A 16,902-nucleotide genomic window follows, 5' to 3' on the forward strand; every position below is an offset into this window, starting at 1 on the left:
CGCTACCGGGACCCTCGTCCCGGCGGGAGCGACCGCGCGTGGACGCCCGCGACGGCGGCCGCGACGAAGGCGGCCGGGTCGGCGTCGAGCCCGCGCCCCATGGTGGACAGCCGGGCCGGCGAGCCGCGCAGGGCCTCCAGGAGCGCGGCGTCGGCGGGCACGTCGACGAGGCGGTGCCCGGCGGGCGCGTCGGCGAGGCCGGCGGCCTGGGCTCGCACCCGGGCGGTGAGGTCGGCCCCCCACCCGGGCAGCGCCTCGACGTCGCCCGCGGGCACCGGGACGACGACGTCGGCCGCCGCGAGCGCCACCCGCCCGTACGCGGTGAGGCTGTGGTGGGAGACGCCGAGGTGCCGGTCGCGCGGGTCGGCGCCGGAGACGCGCAGGGACGCGACGGGTCGCGCGCCGAGGGTCGCCGCGGCGTTGATCGCCTCGCCCGCGGCGACGCCGGAGAACCCCCACCGGGTGCCGGTGCCGAGGTTGCCCGGCCCCTGCGCGACGACGACGAGGTCGGCGCCGGCGACGTGCCGGGCCGCGAGCATCCCGGTGTGCACGGTCACGGCCTCGAGGTCGCCGCCGAAGGCCTGCCCGACGGTGACGCAGGCCTCGAGCCACCCGGCGTCGCGCAGGGTGGCGACGGTGCGGGAGAACGCGGCGGGCAGCGCGCCGCCGTCGGTCATCACGTAGGCGACGCGGGGCGCCGGGCGGCCGGCGAGCGCCGCGGCGTGGCGGGCGCCGGCGACGATCGCGGGGAGCGCGGAGTGCAGGTCGGCGACGACGACGGGGACCCCGGCGAGGTCGTCGGCGTCACGCAGGGCGTCGTGGTGGGGCGACTCCTGCTCGTCGACGCCGAGGACGAGGGCCTGCAGGGGCGTGTACCGGGCCTTGACGAGGTGGCCGGGCCCGGGGGGCGGGTCGGCCGGCAGCGCGGTGGGGGCTTCGGCGGCGGGCCCGACGACGAGCGCGTACCCGCCGGTGCCGAGGCCCCGGGCGAGGGCGGAGACGTTGAGCAGCAGCCGGTCGCCGGCGCCGGGGTCGCCGACGAGGGCGGTGTACGCGAGGCCGCGCACGTCGGCTCGGGCGTCCGGGCCGGGCAGCGGCGCGTCGAGGCGCAGCGCCAGCTCCCGGGCGCCGGTCCACGCCCGCCCGCGCTCGACGACGGTCCCGGTGCGCCAGGTCACGTGGGACGCCGGTCCGGGGCGGCCGGGGGGCGTCGCACCCTGCGTCGCGGGCGCCGGCGGAGCTGCGTGTGGTCGGTTTCTCGGCCCTGTCGTCACCCGCCCGAGGCTACCGGCGACTAGCGTGGGTCCGATGCCTGCGAACCCTGCCGACCCGGCCGTCGGCCCCGATGCCGGTGCGGGCGCCGGCCCGTCCGCGCCCGCACGGGGGACCCCGCCCGCCGAGCGCCTGCTGAACCTCGTCATCGCGCTGGTGAACACCAGCGCCGCCATGACCAAGCAGCAGGTGCGCGCGGGCGTGGCCGGGTACGGGGACGCCCCGTCGACCGAGGCCTTCGAGCGGATGTTCGAGCGCGACAAGGACACGCTGCGGGCGCTCGGCATCCCGATCGTCACCGTCGACGCCGGCGGGCACAGCGACGACGTCGGCTACCGCATCGACAACGACGCCTACGCCCTCGGCCCGGTGGACCTGACCCCCGCGGAGCTGGGCGTCGTGGCGCTGGCCGCGCAGCTGTGGTCGGACAAGACGCTGCGCACGGACATGTCCCGGGCGATGACGAAGCTGCGGGCCGCGGGCGCGGGCGAGGCAGCGGCCGACGCGGTCGCCGGGCTGGCCCCGCGGGTGCGGGCCGCGGGCGACGCGTACGTGCCGCTGCTCGAGGCGGTCTCGGAGCGCCGGGACGTGTCGTTCCGGTACCGGGCCGCGAGCACGGGGCAGGTGCTGACGCGGCACGTCGAGCCGTGGCGCATCGCCGCGCGGGGCAGCGGCTGGTACCTGGTGGGCTTCGACCGCGGCCGCGGCGCACCGCGGGTGTTCCGCATGTCGCGCATCGTCGGTCGCGTGCGGGTGGGGTCGCGCCCGGGGGCGTTCGACGTGCCCGACGCGGTGGACGTGGACGCGATGCTCGGCGAGCGCGTCGGGCAGCCGCGGCGCGCGGTGCTCGCCGTCGTGCCCGAGCGGGCGCAGGCGCTGCGGGCGCGCGCCGCCGAGGTCACCGGCGACGGCGCCGCGTCGCGGCCGGACGGGCGCGACCTGCTCGAGGTGGAGTTCCGCAGCCTGTCCGCGTTCGCCGACGAGGTCGCGGCGTACGGGAGGGCGGTCGTCGTCGCGGAGCCCGCCGACCTGCGCGCGGACGTCGTGCGGAGGCTGGTCGCCGCGGCGGGCCTGGCGGACGGGGAGGGGAGCCGTGGCTGAGCGCGCGGACGACCGGCTGGTGCGGCTGCTGGGGCTCGTCGCGTACCTGGACGGGGCCGGCCCGGTGCGGGTGGAGGAGCTGGCGGAGCGCTTCGGGGTGACGCCGAAGCAGGTGCGCGAGGACGTGGACGCGCTGTGGGTGTCCGGCACGCCCGGCTACATGCCGGACGACCTCATCGACTTCGACGCGTTCTCGCTCGAGGGCGGCCTCGTGTCCATCACGCAGGCGCGCGGCATGACGCGCCCGCTGCGCCTCGGCACCCGGGAGGCGGTCGCGCTGGTCGCGGCGCTGCGGGCGATGCACGCCTCCCCGGCGGTCCAGGCCGACCGGGGGCGGGCGGCCGTCGTCGCGTCCGCCCTGGACAAGCTCGCCGCCGCGACCGGGGAGGCCGCGAGCGCCGTGGACGTGCGCCTGGCCGGCGACGGCGACCCCGACGTCGTCGCGGCCGTGACCACGGCGCTGGCCCAGGCGCGGCGCCTGCACCTGCGGTACGTGAACGCGTCGGACGTGGTGAGCGAGCGGGACGTGGACCCGCTGCGGCTGGTCACGCAGGACGGGTCGATGTACCTGGTGGCGTGGTGCCTGCGCGCCGACGGGCGACGCACGTTCCGGGTGGACCGCATGCTCGAGGCCCGGGTGCTGGACGACCCGGCCGCCGAGCACGACGTGCGCGACCCGGACGCGGACGTGTGGGCGTCGGTGGCCGACCAGGCTGCGCCGGTCGCGACGCTGGTGCTGGCCTCCGCGGCCCGGTGGGTGGCGGAGGAGGTGCCGGCGGAGTCGGTGCGGGACCTGCCCGACGGGTCGGTCGAGGTGCGCCTGCGGGTGACCAACCCGGCGTGGTTGCGGCGGCTGCTGCTCGCGAACGCCCCGGACGTGCTGGACGTGTCCCCGCCGGAGGTCGCCCGCGACGTCGCCGCAGCGGCGCGCGACGCGCTGGCGGCGTACGAGGCGGGCCTAGGGTGACGGCCATGTGGTGGTGGGTGTGGGTGCTGCTGGTCCTGGCCGCGCTGGCGGGCGTCGCGGCGCTGGGACTGATGCTGTGGCGCTCGGGCGTGCGCGTGCTCCGCGCGGCAGGTCGGGCGAGCGAGACGTTCGGCGCGGCCGGGGCGCGCGCCGCCGAGGCCGCCGACGCGTCGGTGCCCCCCGACACGTCTCCCACGATCTTCGACGACCCTGCGGACCTGGCGGAACGGGTCGCCGACCTGCGGCGACGGGCCGCCGCCCGCCGGGCGGTGCGGCGGGAACGGGCCGCGCGGACCTGGCAGGCGTGGGCGTCCGGGCCGTCGTCGACCGAGGCGTGGCTCGAGCGGCGCCGCGCGGCGAAGGGCACGCGGCCGACACCCCGTCGTCGGCCGCCGTCCACCTCCGCGTCGCCGGGGGGTGGCGGGGACCACACTCGTCTGCCCTAGACTGGCCGCGTAGGTGCCATCCGTGGCACACGAGTCAACACGGGAGCTGTCTTCGTGAACATCCTCCGTCACCCTGCGGTGATCATCGTCCTGATCCTGCTGGTCGTCCTGCTCTTCGGCTCCCGGCGCCTCCCGGACCTCGCGCGAAGCGTCGGCCAGTCGCTCAAGATCTTCAAGAAGGAGGTCAAGGAGCTCAAGGACGACCCCGCCGAGGAAGGCGCGCCGGCGTCCGACGACGACGCGAACCCCTCGCCGTCGACGCAGACGGCCTCGACGACGACGTCGAGCACGGGTACGCACGCCACCACTGCGGCCTCCCCGCAGGACGGCGCCGCCGCGTCGCAGCAGGTCCCGGGTCTTTCCGACCCGCAGCAGCCGCGAGCGTAGGCGGTGTCGCGCACCCCCCGGGATGCCGAGGGGCGCATGCCCCTGCGCGAGCACCTGCTGGAGATCCGCAAGCGGGTCTTCCTGGCCGCCATCGGCGTGCTGCTGGGCGCCGTCGTCGGCTGGATCCTGTACGACTACCTGTTCGCGGCCCTCTCCGCTCCGCTCATGGACGTGGCGGACGACCGGGACGTCCTGGTCGCGCCGAACTTCGGCGGCGTCGCCACGGCGATCGACATGCGCGTCAAGGTGTCGCTGTTCCTCGGCGTCCTCGTGTCGAGCCCGTGGTGGCTGTACCAGCTGTTCGCGTTCATCAACCCGGGCCTGACCGGCAAGGAGCGCAGGTACGCGTACGGGTTCCTCGCCGTGGCCGTCCCGCTCTTCCTGGCCGGGGCCCTGCTGGCGTGGTACCTGCTGCCGCGGGCCGTGTCCCTGCTGAACGAGTTCGTCCCCGACGGCGCGGCGAACCTCATCGACGCCCAGCAGTACCTGAGCTTCGTCATGCGGCTGATCCTCGCGTTCGGGCTGGCGTTCCTCGTGCCGGTCGTGATGGTCGCCCTCAACTTCATGGGGACGGTCCGGGCCGCCACGTGGCTGGCGGGCTGGCGGTGGGCGATCCTCGTGTCGTTCCTGTTCGCCGCGATCATGACGCCGACCCCCGACCTGCTCACGATGTTCTCGGTCGCGCTGCCCATCTGCGGCCTGTACTTCGTCGCGTACGGCGTCTGCGTCGTGCACGACCGGCGGGTCGACCGCAAGCGCGTTGCGGCCGCGTGACGGACGACGCCGTCGCCTGCCGCGTCGTCGGCTCCGACGTCGGGACCGGCGTGAAGTGACGGGTCCGCGGTGACGGGCGTGCCGCCCCCGGCGGCGTGCCCGCTCGGGGTGGTCGTCAATCCCACCGCGGGCAAGGGCCGCGCCGTGCGCGCCGGAGTCGTGGTCGTCGACACGCTGCGCGCCGCGGGTCACGGCGTGTGCGACCTGTCGGCAGGCTCCGCCGAGCTGGCGCTCGGTCGTGCCCGCGACGCCGTGGACCGCGGGGAGCTCGGCGCGCTGGTCGTCGTCGGCGGCGACGGGATGGTGCACCTCGGGGCGCAGGCGGTCGCCGGCACGACCGTGCCGCTGGGCGTCGTCGCCGTCGGCACCGGCAACGACTTCGCCTGCACGCTCGGGCTGCCCGTCGGCGACCCCGGGGCCGGCTGCCAGGCGCTGCGCGCCGCGCTCGACGCCGGCCGCCACGGGGTGCGCCCCGTCGACGCGGCGCACGTGTCCGGCCCCGGCCTGACGCCGGCCCCGCCCGGCGCCGCCGGGCGGGTGCGGTGGGTGGCGGGCGCCGTGTCCGCCGGCCTGGACGCCGCCGTGAACGCCCGCGCCAACGCGATGCTGCGGCCGCGGGGCAGCGCGCGGTACACCCTCGCCGCCGTCCGCGAGCTTCTGGGCTACCGGCCGTGGTCCTACCGGCTGACGTTCGACGGCGTGGCGCCCGCCGAGGGGCCGCCGCACGGCCTGCACCTGCGGCCCGGTCCGGCCGGCACGGCCACGTGGACGGGCCGTGCGGCGCTGGTCACCGCCGCGAACGGCCCGCGCATCGGGGGCGGCATCCGCGTCGCCCCGCACGCGCGGGTCGACGACGGGTACCTCGACGTGGTGGTCGCCACCGACCTGAGCCGCCCGGGCGCGGCCGCGGTCTTCCCGTCGATGTTCGCCGGCGCGCACCTGCGGGCGCGCAAGGTGCACGTCGTGCGGGCTCGGGCGGTGACCGTCGAGCCCGGCCCGGACGCCTGGGCGTCGGGCGAGCGGGCCCTGCCGGCCGCCTACGGCGACGGGGAGCGCCTCGGGCCGCTCCCGCTGCGGGTCGAGGCGCGCGCCGGCGCGCTGCGCGTCCTCGTCCCGCCGCCGGCCGCGTGACCGCGGTGCGCCGGGGGCGTGGGAGGCGAGCCGTAGGCTGGCGCCATGACCGCCGACGCCCGTGGTGACCACGGCAGCCCCGCCGAGCGGTACGCCGCCGCACGTGCCCGCAGCGCCCGCGACCGCGCCGACGCGACCGGCGAGCTGGGCCGGTTCCGGCGCGTGGTCGGCTTCGAGCTCGACCCGTTCCAGGTGGACGCGTGCGTCGCCCTCGAGTCGGGCCGCGGCGTCCTCGTCGCGGCGCCGACGGGCGCCGGCAAGACCGTCGTGGGGGAGTTCGCCGTCCACCTCGCGCTGGTCGGCGGCGGCAAGGCGTTCTACACCACGCCCATCAAGGCGCTGAGCAACCAGAAGTACACCGACCTCGCGGCGCGGCACGGCCTGGAGAACGTCGGCCTCCTGACCGGCGACACGTCGATCAACCCCGGCGCGCCCGTGGTCGTGATGACCACCGAGGTGCTGCGCAACATGCTGTACGCGGGCTCGAGCGCGCTCGACGGCCTGGCGTACGTCGTCATGGACGAGGTGCACTACCTCGCGGACCGGTTCCGCGGGCCGGTGTGGGAGGAGGTCATCATCCACCTGCCGGACCACGTGCAGCTCGTGTCCCTGTCGGCCACCGTGTCGAACGCGGAGGAGTTCGGCGACTGGCTCGCCACGGTCCGCGGCGACACCGCCGTGGTGGTCAGCGAGCGCCGCCCCGTGCCGCTGTGGCAGCACGTCATCGTGTCGGCGCCCGAGCCGCGGGGTGTGCCGCGGCTCATGGACCTGTACGCGGGGCACGTCGACCCGACCGACCCGGGCACCAACCCGCCGATCAACCCGGACCTGCAGGCGATGTTCCGGGTCTCGGCGCGCGCCGGCGGGGCGTCGGACGGGGCCAGGGGAGGGCACGACCGGCACGGGCACCGCGGCCGCGGGGATCGCGGCTACCGGGGCCGGGGCGGGCGCCGACCCGGCGACCAGCGGGGCGGCGGGCTCGTGCCGACCCGGCGCACGCCGCCCCGGTTCGCGGTCGTCGACGCGCTCGACGCCGACGCGCTGCTGCCGGCGATCTACTTCATCTTCTCCCGCGCCGGCTGCGACGGGGCGGTCCAGCAGTGCCTGCAGGCGGGGCTGCGGCTCACGGACGCGGCGGAGGAGGCCACGATCCGGCGCATCGTGGAGGAGCGCACGGCCGCGATCGCGCCCGAGGACCTCGAGGTGCTCGGGTACTGGTCGTGGGCCGAGGCGCTGGCGCGCGGCGTCGCCGCCCACCACGCCGGCCTCCTGCCGGTGTTCAAGGAGACGGTCGAGGACCTGTTCTCCCGGGGGCTGGTCAAGGCCGTCTTCGCCACGGAGACGCTCGCGCTCGGCATCAACATGCCCGCGCGCTCGGTCGTGCTGGAGAAGCTGGTCAAGTGGGACGGCACCGCCCACCAGCCGGTGACGCCGGGGGAGTACACGCAGCTCACGGGCCGTGCGGGGCGGCGTGGCATCGACGTCGAGGGTCACGCCGTCGTCGTCGACCACACCGGGCTCGACCCGGTGGCCCTCGCCGGCCTCGCGTCCAAGCGCCTGTACCCGCTGCGCTCGAGCTTCCGCCCCACGTACAACATGGCGGTCAACCTGGTCGCGCAGGTGGGGCGCGACCGGGCCCGGGAGGTGCTGGAGACGAGCTTCGCGCAGTTCCAGGCCGACCGCGGCGTGGTGGGTCTGGCGAAGCAGGCGCAGTCGCACGCCGAGGCGATGGAGGGCTACGCGGGCGCGATGGCGTGCGACCGCGGCGACTTCGCCGAGTACATGGGGCTGCGGCGGGCCATCTCCGACCGGGAGAAGGAGCTGTCGCGGGAGTCGACCGGCGCGCGCCGCGCCGAGGCGGTGGCGTCGTTCGAGGCGCTGCGCCGCGGCGACGTCGTCGAGGTGCCCTCCGGCCGGCGGCGCGGGTACGTGGTGATCCTCGACCCCGGCCACGACGAGCGCGGGTTCGACGGCCCCCGCCCCACGGTGCTCACCCAGGAGAAGCAGGTCAAGAAGCTCACCCTCGCGGACGCTCCGGGCGGGGTGCAGGTCGTGACGACGGTGCGCATCCCCAAGTCGTTCAACCCGCGCCGGCCCGACCAGCGTCGCGACCTCGCCTCCAGCCTGCGCAACGCGCTGGGCGCGTTCGGGGACGCCCCTTCGACCCTTCGACAGGCTCAGGGCGGCGCCGGGTCAGGACAGCGCGCGGGCACGGGCCGCCACCCGCGCGGCGGCGGTGCGGCGGTGCGTCCCGGACGCCGGTCGGACGCGGCGTCGGACCGGGAGCTGCAGCGGCTGCGCGCCGCGCTGCGCGCCCACCCGTGCCACGGGTGCCCCGAGCGCGACGACCACGCGCGCTGGGCGGAGCGGTGGGACCGGCTGCGGCGCGAGCACGAGGCGCTCGTGCGCCGGGTCGAGGGCCGCACCGGCACCATCGCGCGCACGTTCGACCACACGTGCGACGTGCTGCTGCGCCTCGGCTACCTCGAGAGGCCGGAGGAGGGCGGGATGCGCGTGACCGACGACGGGCGCTGGCTGCGCCGCCTGTACGCCGAGGACGACCTGCTGCTCGCGGAGTGCCTCAAGCGCGGCACCTGGGACGGGCTCGACCCGGCGGCCCTGGCCGCCGCGGTGTCCACCGTCGTGTACTCCGGACGGCGCGAGGAGGCCACGGAGCCGTTCGTGCCCGGCGGGCCGCACGGCCGCCTCGCGCAGGCGCTGGACAACACGACGCGGGTGTGGTCGGAGGTGACGGACCTGGAGGCCGCCCACCGGCTGGAGGCGACCGGGCCGCTGGACCTGGGGCTCGTCGCGCCCGTGCACCGCTGGGCGTCGGGCCGGGGGCTGGACGCGGTGCTGCGCGGCACCGACGTCGCGGCGGGCGACTTCGTGCGGTGGTGCAAGCAGGTCGTCGACGTGCTGGACCAGATCGCGTCGGCGGCGCCGCGCCCGGCGCTGCGGGCCACGGCGCGCAAGGCGCAGCACGCCGTCCTGCGCGGCGTGGTCGCCTACTCGAGCGTCTGAGCGGCCCGGGGCAGCCAGGGACCGCCGTTCCCGGCCGGCCGGGTGTGAGGAACCGGTGAAGGCCGGGGCGTCGCGGTGCCATAGAGTGCAGGCCGTGACGTCCACCCTGTACCGCAACGGAGTCGTCCACTCGCCCGCCGACCCGTTCGCCGAGGCCGTCCTCGTCGACGACGGCGTCGTGACGTGGCTCGGCGCCGAGGACACCGCCGCCGGGCTCGCCGCCCGCGCCGACCGCGTGATCGACCTCGACGGCGCCCTGGTGACGCCGGGCTTCGTCGACGCGCACGTGCACGTGCTCGAGACCGGCCTCGCGGCCGAGTCGGTCGACCTGTCGGCCGGCGGCGGCGTCACGACCCTCGCCGCCGCGCTGGACGTCCTCGCGGCGGGGGCCCGGGCGCTGGCCGCGTCGGACCCGGGCGGCGGCGAGGTGCTGCTTGCCTTCGGGTGGGACGACCAGGGGTGGCCGGAGCGGCGGGGCCCGAACCGCGCGGAGCTCGACGCCGCGGGCGGCGGGCGGCCGGTGTACGCGCCGCGGGTGGACGGCCACTCGGCGGTGGTCTCGACCGCGCTCGCGCAGGCCGCCGGGCTCGACCGCCTCCCGGGCTGGGACCCGTCCGGCTCGGGGGTCGTGGTCGGCGACGCGCACCACGCGGCGCGCGCCGTCGTGCAGGACGTCCCGCCGGCGCGCCGGACCCGCGCCTACACCGCGGCGCTCACCCGCGCCGCGCGCCGCGGCGTCGTCAGCGTGCACGAGATGAGCGCGCCGCACGTGGACACCCGGGACGGGCTGCGCGAGCTGATGGCGCTCACGGCGGACCCCGCGGGCGGGCTGCCGCACGTGGTCGCCTACCGCGGCGAGCTGTGCGACACGGCCGACGACGCCCGGCAGCTGCTCGCCGAGCTGCCGTTCCTCACCGGGATCGCCGGCGACCTCAGCGTCGACGGGTCGATCGGGTCGCGCACCGCCGCCCTGCGCCAGCCCTACGCCGACCTGCTGCCCGGCCCGGGCGGCGACGACGCCACCGGCCGGCTGTACCTGGGCGCCGAGGAGATCGCCGCGCACGTGGCGGCGTGCGCGGTCGCGGGCACGCAGGGCGGGTTCCACGTCATCGGGGACCGTGCGATGGACGAGGTCGTGCGCGGGCTGGAGCTCGCGGGCGCCGAGCACGGCCCCGCGGTCCTGCGCGCCGCGCACCACCGGCTGGAGCACGCACTGTTCGTCGACGCGTCCACCCTCGCGGCCCTGCTGCTGTACGGCGTGGCGCTGTCGGTGCAGCCCGCGTTCGACTCCGCCTTCGGCGGCAGCGGCGGGATGTACGCCGCCCGGCTGGGGGTGGCGCGGGCGTCGAACCTGTCGCCCTTCGCGGACCTGGCGAGCGCCGGCGTGCCGCTCGCGTTCGGCTCGGACACCCCCGTGACGCCCCTCGACCCGTGGCAGGGCGTGCGCGCCACCCTCGCGCACGAGGACGCCACGCAACGGATCTCGGCCCGGGCTGCGTTCCGGGCGCACACCCGCGGCGGGTGGCGGCTCGCCGGCCTCGACCACACCGGCGCGGGCGAGCTGCGCGTGGGCGCGCCCGCCCACCTGGCCGTGTGGCGGGCCGACCAGCTCGCCGTCCAGTCGGCCGAGGGACGGCTCTCGCAATGGAACCCGGAGGCCCGCGCGGGCCAGCCGCTGCTGCCCGACCTGTCCGAGGGCGCGCCCGAGCCCGAGTGCCTGCAGACGGTGCGCGCCGGCGTCGTCCTGCACGACACGTTCGACTGACCGCCCGCCCCGTGCCGTCGCGCCGGTCACGTACCCTGCGGGAGTGCTGCACGTGACGTCGTCCCCCGCCGAGGACACCCCGGGGTCCGGGGCGTCGGTCCCGCGGCCGGCCGCCGCCGCGGCCCCCGCGCCCGGCGGCACGGTCGCCGACGGGTGGACGAGCCGGCCCGCGACGCTGCTGCTCGCCGTCGCCGCGGGCGTCGCGCTGTGGGCGTCGTTCCCGGACGTCGGCGCGTGGCCGCTCGCGTTCGTCGGCGTCGGCCTGCTGTTCGCCGCGCTGCGCCGGGACGGGCGCCGCGCCGCCGGCTGGAACGCGCTCGTCGGGCTGGTGGCCGGCGTCGTGTTCTGGCTGCCGCACATCTGGTGGGCCAACTTCGCGACAGACACCGTCCCCTGGGTCGCGCTGGCCGTGCTCGAGGCCGCGTTCCTCGCCGGGTTCGGCGCGCTGTGGACGTGGGCGCGCCGGTGGGTGCAGCGGTGGGGGTGGGTCCGCCGCCACGCCGCGGCGCGGGCCGCCGCGCTCTCGGCGACGTTCGCCGTCGTGTTCATCGCGGTCGAGCAGTGGCGCTCGGAGATCCCCTTCGGCGGCTTCCCGTGGGGCCGGCTCGCCTGGGCGGTGGCCGGCGCACCGACCGGCCGGGCCGCGTGGCTCGGCGGCACGACGCTCGTCTCGTTCCTCGTCGCCGTCGCAGGCGTCCTGCTCGCCCTCGCGGTGGGTCACCTGCTGCGGCGCCGGCGCCGCGGGTGGGCGAACGCCGTCGCCCTCGTGGCCGCCGCGGGCGTCCTCGCCGCGAGCCCGGGCCTGCTGCCGCTGGCGAGCGACCCCGGCACGCGCGAGGTCGCCGACGCGGGCGAGCCCGGCGCCGACGACCAGAACGCCGGCACCCTCGTCGACGCCGGGACCGCCACCGCGCAGGCGGGCGTGCTGCGGGCCGGCGCCGTGCAGGGCAACGTGTCCGAGCCGGGCGAGGGCTCGTTCGCGAACCGCGCGGAGGTGCTGAACAACCACCTGGCCGGCACGTTCGCCATCGCCGACGAGCAGGCGGCGGGCACCTACCCGCCCGGCGACGACGGCGAGGAGGCCGTCGACGTCGTGCTGTGGCCGGAGAACGGCTCGGACCTGGACCCGCAGACCACGCCGGACGTCGCCGCCGCGATCGACGAGGCCGCGACCGCGGTCGGTGCGCCGATCCTCGTCGGCGCGCAGGAGTGGCCCGACACCGGCGGCCGGTACAACGTCGCGCTGCTGTGGGAGCCGGGCCAGGGCGTCACCCAGCGGTACGCCAAGCAGCACCCGGCCCCGTTCGGCGAGTACATCCCGATCCGCGGCTTCGTGCGCCTCTTCAGCGCGCAGGTGGACCGCGTCACGACCGACATGATCCCCGGCACCGAGCCCGCCGTGGTCGACCTGCCGGTCGACGGCGCCGACATCGGGCGTGCGGCCGGGCCGACCACCGTGCCGATGGCGACGGTCATCTGCTTCGAGGTGGCCTACGACGAGATCGTGCGGGACGCCGTGCAGCGGGGCGCGCAGGTGCTGGTGGTGCCCACGAACAACGCGTCGTTCGGGTACACGGCGGAGTCGACCCAGCAGCTCGCGATGACGCGCCTGCAGGCGATCACCACCGGCCGCGCCGCCGTGCAGGTCTCCACGGTCGGGGTCAGCGGCGTCGTCGCCCCGGACGGGACGCTCGTGGCGCGCACGCAGCTGTTCACCGCCGACCACTTCGTGGCCGACCTGCCGCTGCGCACCGAGCTGACGCCCGCCGTCCGGGCGGGCTACTGGCCGGGGTGGGTCGTGGGGGCCCTCGCCGTGGTCCTGGTGCTCGGCGGGCTGGGCGCGACCGTGCGCGAGCGCCGTCGCGCGAGCGCGCAGGGCTGACGGGGGCCGCACGGCCCACGAGGTACGGGACGCGCGAAGGGCGGGCACCCCCGGGGGTGCCCGCCCTTCGGCGGTCGGCCGTCGTGCGACGACGGCCGGAACGGATCAGGCGCTGCGGCGCAGCTTGCCGGCGCGCAGGAGCTCGAGGCGCTCGTCCAGGAGCTCCTCCAGCTCGGAGACGGTGCGGCGCTCGAGCAGCATGTCCCAGTGGGTGCGCTGCGGCTTCGTGGCCTTGGGCTCCGGCTTCTCGGCGTCGCGCAGCAGCGCCTCCTCGCCGCACCGGCACTCCCACACCGGCGGCACCTCAGCCTCGGTGGAGAACGGGAGGATGATGGTGTGGCCGTTGGGGCAGTCGTAGTGCGCCTGGAACCGCGGGGCGAAGTCGACGCCCTCGTCGGACTCCATGCTCTTGCTGCCGATGCTCATGCCGCGCAGGGACCGGTCGGGCATGTCGTCCTCCTGAGGTCGGTGGGAATGGGGCCTGAGGGTCCAACGCGAGCCGGGCGACGGTTTGTTCCGCCGGCTCGTGAAGGTCCCGTGAAGCGAGGTCCCGGTGGTCCAGCGGCGGTGCCCGGGCAGGGCGCGGGTGCCGGTTGGACGCAGCGGTGCCACCTCAGGCTGGCCAGTCGGAGCGCCGCGCGCAACTCGGGACCCCCCTGAGCGCCCGGTTTGTGCGGGACGTCACGCCGCCTGGGCGGGCCGACGGGAACAACGCCGCCCGGGACCGGGTTAGGCCGCGTGTACATGCAAACGCATGGACCGTCGCGCCGAGCCGGGAACGGACGCCGTCGTGACGAGGACGCAGGACGACGAGCAGGGAGCAACCCCGTGCAGTTCGGAATCTTCTCCGTCAGTGACGTCACGACCGACCCGACCACGGGTCGTACCCCCGACGACACCGAGCGCGTGCGCGACATGCTCACGATCGCCCGGCACGCCGACGAGGCCGGCCTGGACGTGTTCGCCACCGGGGAGCACCACAACCCCCCGTTCGTCGCCTCCAGCCCGACGACGATGCTCGGCTACCTGGCGGGCGTGACGAAGCAGATCACGCTGTCCACCGCGACCACCCTCATCACGACCAACGACCCGGTCCGCCTGGCCGAGGAGTACGCGATGCTGCAGGTGATCTCCGGCGGCCGCATGGACCTCATGATGGGCCGCGGCAACACCGGTCCCGTCTACCCGTGGTTCGGGCAGGACATCCGCAACGGCATCCCGCTCGCGGTCGAGAACTACGCCCTGCTGCGGCGCCTGTGGACCGAGGACGTCGTCGACTGGGAGGGCAAGTTCCGCACCCCGCTGCAGGGCTTCACCTCCACGCCGCGGCCCCTGGACGGCGTGCCGCCGTTCGTGTGGCACGGCTCCATCCGCAGCCCGGAGATCGCCGAGCAGGCCGCGTACTACGGCGACGGGTTCCTGCACAACAACATCTTCTGGCCCGTGCACCACACCCGGCAGATGGTGCGGTACTACCGCCAGCGCTTCGAGCACTACGGCCACGGGCGCGCCGACCAGGCGATCGTCGGGCTCGGCGGGCAGGCGTTCATGCGCAAGCGCTCGCAGGACGCGTGGGACGAGTTCCGGCCCTACTTCGACAACGCCCCCGTCTACGGGCACGGGCCGTCGATGGAGGACTTCACGCAGCAGACCCCGCTGACGGTGGGCTCGCCGCAGCAGGTGATCGACCGGTACGCGTCGTTCGTCGACGAGGTCGGCTACTACCAGCGCCAGCTGTTCCTGGTCGACCACGCGGGCCTGCCGCTGAAGACCGTGCTGGAGCAGATCGACCTGCTCGCGGGCGAGGTCGTGCCGGAGCTGCGCAAGATCGTCGAGGCGAAGCGACCCGCCGACGACGTCCCGCTGAACCCGCCGAGCCACGCCCAGCGCGTCGCGACCGCCCGCGCGGCGGGCGAGGTCGTGGCGACGCACGTCGGTGACACCGCCGACCCGTACACCGGTACCGTTGCCGAGGGCACCCGCCCCGCCGCATCGCAGGAGGCACGCGCATGACCGTCCCGACCACCCCCGGGGGCTCCCCGGGCCGCACCCTCGCCGTCGTCTCGGCCGGGCTCTCGCAGCCGTCGTCGACCCGGCTGCTCGCGGACCGGCTCGCGGACGCCACCGTCCGGGAGCTGGAGGACGCCGGGCACACCGTGCGCGTGGAGACGATCGAGCTGCGCGACCTCGCCCACGCGGTCGTCGACGCGATGCTCACCCGGTTCCCGTCCGGCGACCTGCCGCGCGCCCTGGAGAGCGTGACCGGCGCGGACGGCCTGATCGCGGTGACCCCGGTGTTCACCACCGGCTACTCCGGGCTGTTCAAGTCGTTCTGGGACGTCGTCGACCCCGACGCGCTCACCGGGACGCCCGTGCTGCTCGGCGCGACCGGCGGCACCGCGCGGCACTCGCTGGCGCTCGAGTACACGATGCGGCCGCTGTTCACGTACCTGCGCGCCGACGTCGTGCCGACCAGCGTGTACGCCGCCACCGACGACTGGGCCGCGAGCGCCGACCCTTCGACCCTTCGGCAGGCTCAGCCCGGCGCAGGCTCGGGGCAGCGCGACGGCGGGGGACTGCCGCGACGGATCGCCCGGGCCGGTCGCGAGCTCGCCCGCCGGGTCGCCGTCCGCGAGAACGACGGGCCCGCCGACCCGTTCGCCGCGACGCCGAGCTTCACGGAGCTGCTGGGCGGGAGCTGACCGCGCCGGGGCGGGCGACGCGACCCCATAGGCTGGGCGCATGCGCGTTCTCGTCTCCGGTGGGGCCGGCTACATCGGCTCGCACACCGTCCTCGCCCTGGTCGCCGCCGGTCACGACGTCGTCGTGGTGGACGACTTCTCCAACAGCAAGCCCACCGTGATCGGGCGGCTGGAGTCGCTGTCCGGGGCCCACGTGCCGGTGCACTCGTTCGACCTGACCGACGCCGACAAGACCGAGCGCCTGTTCGCGCACGAGCAGATCGACGCCGTGATCCACTTCGCCGGCTTCAAGGCCGTCGGGGAGTCGGTCACCAGGCCGCTGGCGTACTACCGCAACAACCTCGAGTCCACGTTCTCCCTGGTCGACGCCATGAACCGGCACGGGGTCACCCGGTTCGTGTTCTCCTCCTCCGCCACGGTGTACGGCGAGAAGGCGCCGGTGCCGTACCGGGAGGACTACGAGAACCTGTCGTCGTCGTCCCCGTACGGGCAGACCAAGGTCATGGTGGAGCGCGTGCTGTCCGACGTCGCACACATCAGCGAGGGCTGGAAGGTGGCGCTGCTGCGCTACTTCAACCCCGTCGGGGCGCACCCGTCCGGGCGGATCGGGGAGGACCCGCAGGGCGTCCCGAACAACCTCATGCCCTTCATCGCGCAAGTGGCCGTCGGGCGCCGCGAGCGGCTGACCGTGTTCGGCGACGACTACCCGACCGCCGATGGCACCTGCGAGCGGGACTACCTGCACGTCGAGGACCTCGCCGCCGGGCACGTCGCCGCGCTCGAGCACCTGGACGACATGGCCGAGCCGGCGCGGGCGTTCAACCTCGGCACCGGGACGGGGACGTCGGTCCTGGAGCTGCTGCGCGCCTTCGAGCGCGCCGTCGGCCGGGAGCTGCCGTACGAGGTCGGCCCGCGCCGCGCCGGGGACCTGCCCGCGTTCTGGGCGGACCCGACGCGCGCGAACACCGAGCTGGGCTGGCACGCGACGCGCACCATCGACGACATGTGCGCGGACACCTGGCGCTGGCAGTCCGCGAACCCGCACGGCTTCCCGGACGCCTGACCGGCGCCGGGTGACCGCACCCGGACCTCTTGCGACGGGGCGCGCGCGGCGGCACGATGAGCGCATGTCCGACGACGGCGACGCCCGCCCTGACCTGCGGTGGGACCCAGGGGCGCGATACCGCCCGTCCGTGCTGGCCGCCCGCCGGCCGGCTCCCGTGTCGTCCGGGGCGTCGCTGCCGACGCCTCCGCGCCTGGCCGGCCGGCTGCGCCGCGGGCCGGTGCGCCGCACCGCCGTCTTCGACCGCGAGGTGTGGCGCGTCGACGTGCGCGGCGCCCGGCCGGGGCTCGCCGACGCCCTCGCCGCGTCGGCCGCCCGGTACCGGCGCGGCGCGCTGGACACCACGGGGCTGGTGCGCGCCGTCGGCCGCGCGCTGACGTCCTGAGCC

At 76.3% G+C, this 16,902-nt stretch carries 15 protein-coding genes; 13 read left to right on the forward strand and 2 right to left on the reverse strand.

Annotated elements, in window-relative coordinates:
- Positions 1-2: 2 nt before the first annotated feature.
- Positions 3-1,178 carry a DUF3866 family protein gene (locus ABD254_RS17035; RefSeq protein WP_344249829.1) on the reverse strand — a complete coding sequence of 392 codons (1,176 nt, stop codon included), beginning with the start codon at positions 1,176-1,178 and terminating at the stop codon, positions 3-5.
- 130 nt (positions 1,179-1,308) lie between these two features.
- Here ABD254_RS17035 and ABD254_RS17040 point away from each other — a divergent pair, with 130 nt between their 5' ends.
- The 9 genes from ABD254_RS17040 to lnt all read left to right on the forward strand — a co-directional run bounded on the left by ABD254_RS17040 (position 1,309) and on the right by lnt (position 12,749).
- On the forward strand, positions 1,309-2,373 hold the full coding sequence (locus tag ABD254_RS17040; RefSeq protein WP_344249831.1) for a helix-turn-helix transcriptional regulator: 1,065 nt from the start codon (positions 1,309-1,311) through the stop codon (positions 2,371-2,373).
- Positions 2,366-3,340: a helix-turn-helix transcriptional regulator gene (locus tag ABD254_RS17045; RefSeq protein WP_344249832.1), complete on the forward strand. Its 975-nt coding sequence runs from the start codon at positions 2,366-2,368 to the stop codon at positions 3,338-3,340. The genes ABD254_RS17040 and ABD254_RS17045 overlap by 8 nt, the downstream gene beginning before the upstream one ends.
- Positions 3,341-3,345: 5 nt before the next feature.
- Positions 3,346-3,786, forward strand: coding sequence for a hypothetical protein (locus tag ABD254_RS17050; protein ID WP_344249833.1), 441 nt, complete (start codon positions 3,346-3,348; stop codon positions 3,784-3,786).
- A gap of 54 nt (positions 3,787-3,840) precedes the next feature.
- Positions 3,841-4,173 carry a Sec-independent protein translocase subunit TatA gene (gene tatA, locus ABD254_RS17055; RefSeq protein ID WP_344249834.1) on the forward strand — a complete coding sequence of 111 codons (333 nt, stop codon included), beginning with the start codon at positions 3,841-3,843 and terminating at the stop codon, positions 4,171-4,173.
- Positions 4,174-4,209: 36 nt separating this feature from the next.
- Positions 4,210-4,947 carry a twin-arginine translocase subunit TatC gene (gene tatC, locus ABD254_RS17060; RefSeq protein ID WP_344249835.1) on the forward strand — a complete coding sequence of 246 codons (738 nt, stop codon included), beginning with the start codon at positions 4,210-4,212 and terminating at the stop codon, positions 4,945-4,947.
- Positions 4,948-5,025: 78 nt separating this feature from the next.
- Positions 5,026-6,078: a diacylglycerol/lipid kinase family protein gene (locus ABD254_RS17065; protein WP_344249836.1), complete on the forward strand. Its 1,053-nt coding sequence runs from the start codon at positions 5,026-5,028 to the stop codon at positions 6,076-6,078.
- 45 nt (positions 6,079-6,123) lie between these two features.
- On the forward strand, positions 6,124-9,102 hold the full coding sequence (locus tag ABD254_RS17070) for a DEAD/DEAH box helicase (RefSeq protein ID WP_344249837.1): 2,979 nt from the start codon (positions 6,124-6,126) through the stop codon (positions 9,100-9,102).
- Between the two features lie 94 nt (positions 9,103-9,196).
- Positions 9,197-10,867, forward strand: a complete 1,671-nt coding sequence (locus tag ABD254_RS17075; protein ID WP_344249838.1) for an amidohydrolase — start codon at positions 9,197-9,199, stop codon at positions 10,865-10,867.
- Between the two features lie 43 nt (positions 10,868-10,910).
- Positions 10,911-12,749: an apolipoprotein N-acyltransferase gene (gene lnt, locus ABD254_RS17080; RefSeq protein WP_344249839.1), complete on the forward strand. Its 1,839-nt coding sequence runs from the start codon at positions 10,911-10,913 to the stop codon at positions 12,747-12,749.
- A 105-nt stretch (positions 12,750-12,854) separates the two neighbouring features.
- Here the strand turns inward: lnt and ABD254_RS17085 are convergent, their stop codons facing one another.
- A complete protein-coding gene (locus ABD254_RS17085; protein ID WP_225566476.1) occupies positions 12,855-13,199 on the reverse strand; it encodes an RNA polymerase-binding protein RbpA in 345 nt (114 codons plus the stop codon).
- A 378-nt stretch (positions 13,200-13,577) separates the two neighbouring features.
- Between ABD254_RS17085 and ABD254_RS17090 the strand changes: the two genes are divergently transcribed.
- From ABD254_RS17090 to ABD254_RS17105, 4 genes are all read left to right on the forward strand, one after another.
- Positions 13,578-14,762, forward strand: a complete 1,185-nt coding sequence (locus ABD254_RS17090; protein ID WP_344249841.1) for an LLM class flavin-dependent oxidoreductase — start codon at positions 13,578-13,580, stop codon at positions 14,760-14,762.
- Entirely contained in the window at positions 14,759-15,451 is a 693-nt protein-coding gene (locus ABD254_RS17095) for an FMN reductase (RefSeq protein ID WP_344249842.1), read from the forward strand. Before ABD254_RS17090 ends, ABD254_RS17095 begins: the two co-directional genes overlap by 4 nt.
- Positions 15,452-15,491: 40 nt before the next feature.
- Entirely contained in the window at positions 15,492-16,514 is a 1,023-nt protein-coding gene (gene galE / locus ABD254_RS17100) for a UDP-glucose 4-epimerase GalE (protein ID WP_344249844.1), read from the forward strand.
- Positions 16,515-16,578: 64 nt separating this feature from the next.
- Positions 16,579-16,899 (forward strand): hypothetical protein, encoded by a 321-nt coding sequence (locus ABD254_RS17105; RefSeq protein ID WP_344249845.1) that lies wholly within the window; start codon positions 16,579-16,581, stop codon positions 16,897-16,899.
- Positions 16,900-16,902: the final 3 nt, after the last annotated feature.

Source organism: Isoptericola hypogeus, assembly GCF_039531145.1.
Classification (GTDB): domain Bacteria; phylum Actinomycetota; class Actinomycetes; order Actinomycetales; family Cellulomonadaceae; genus Isoptericola; species Isoptericola hypogeus.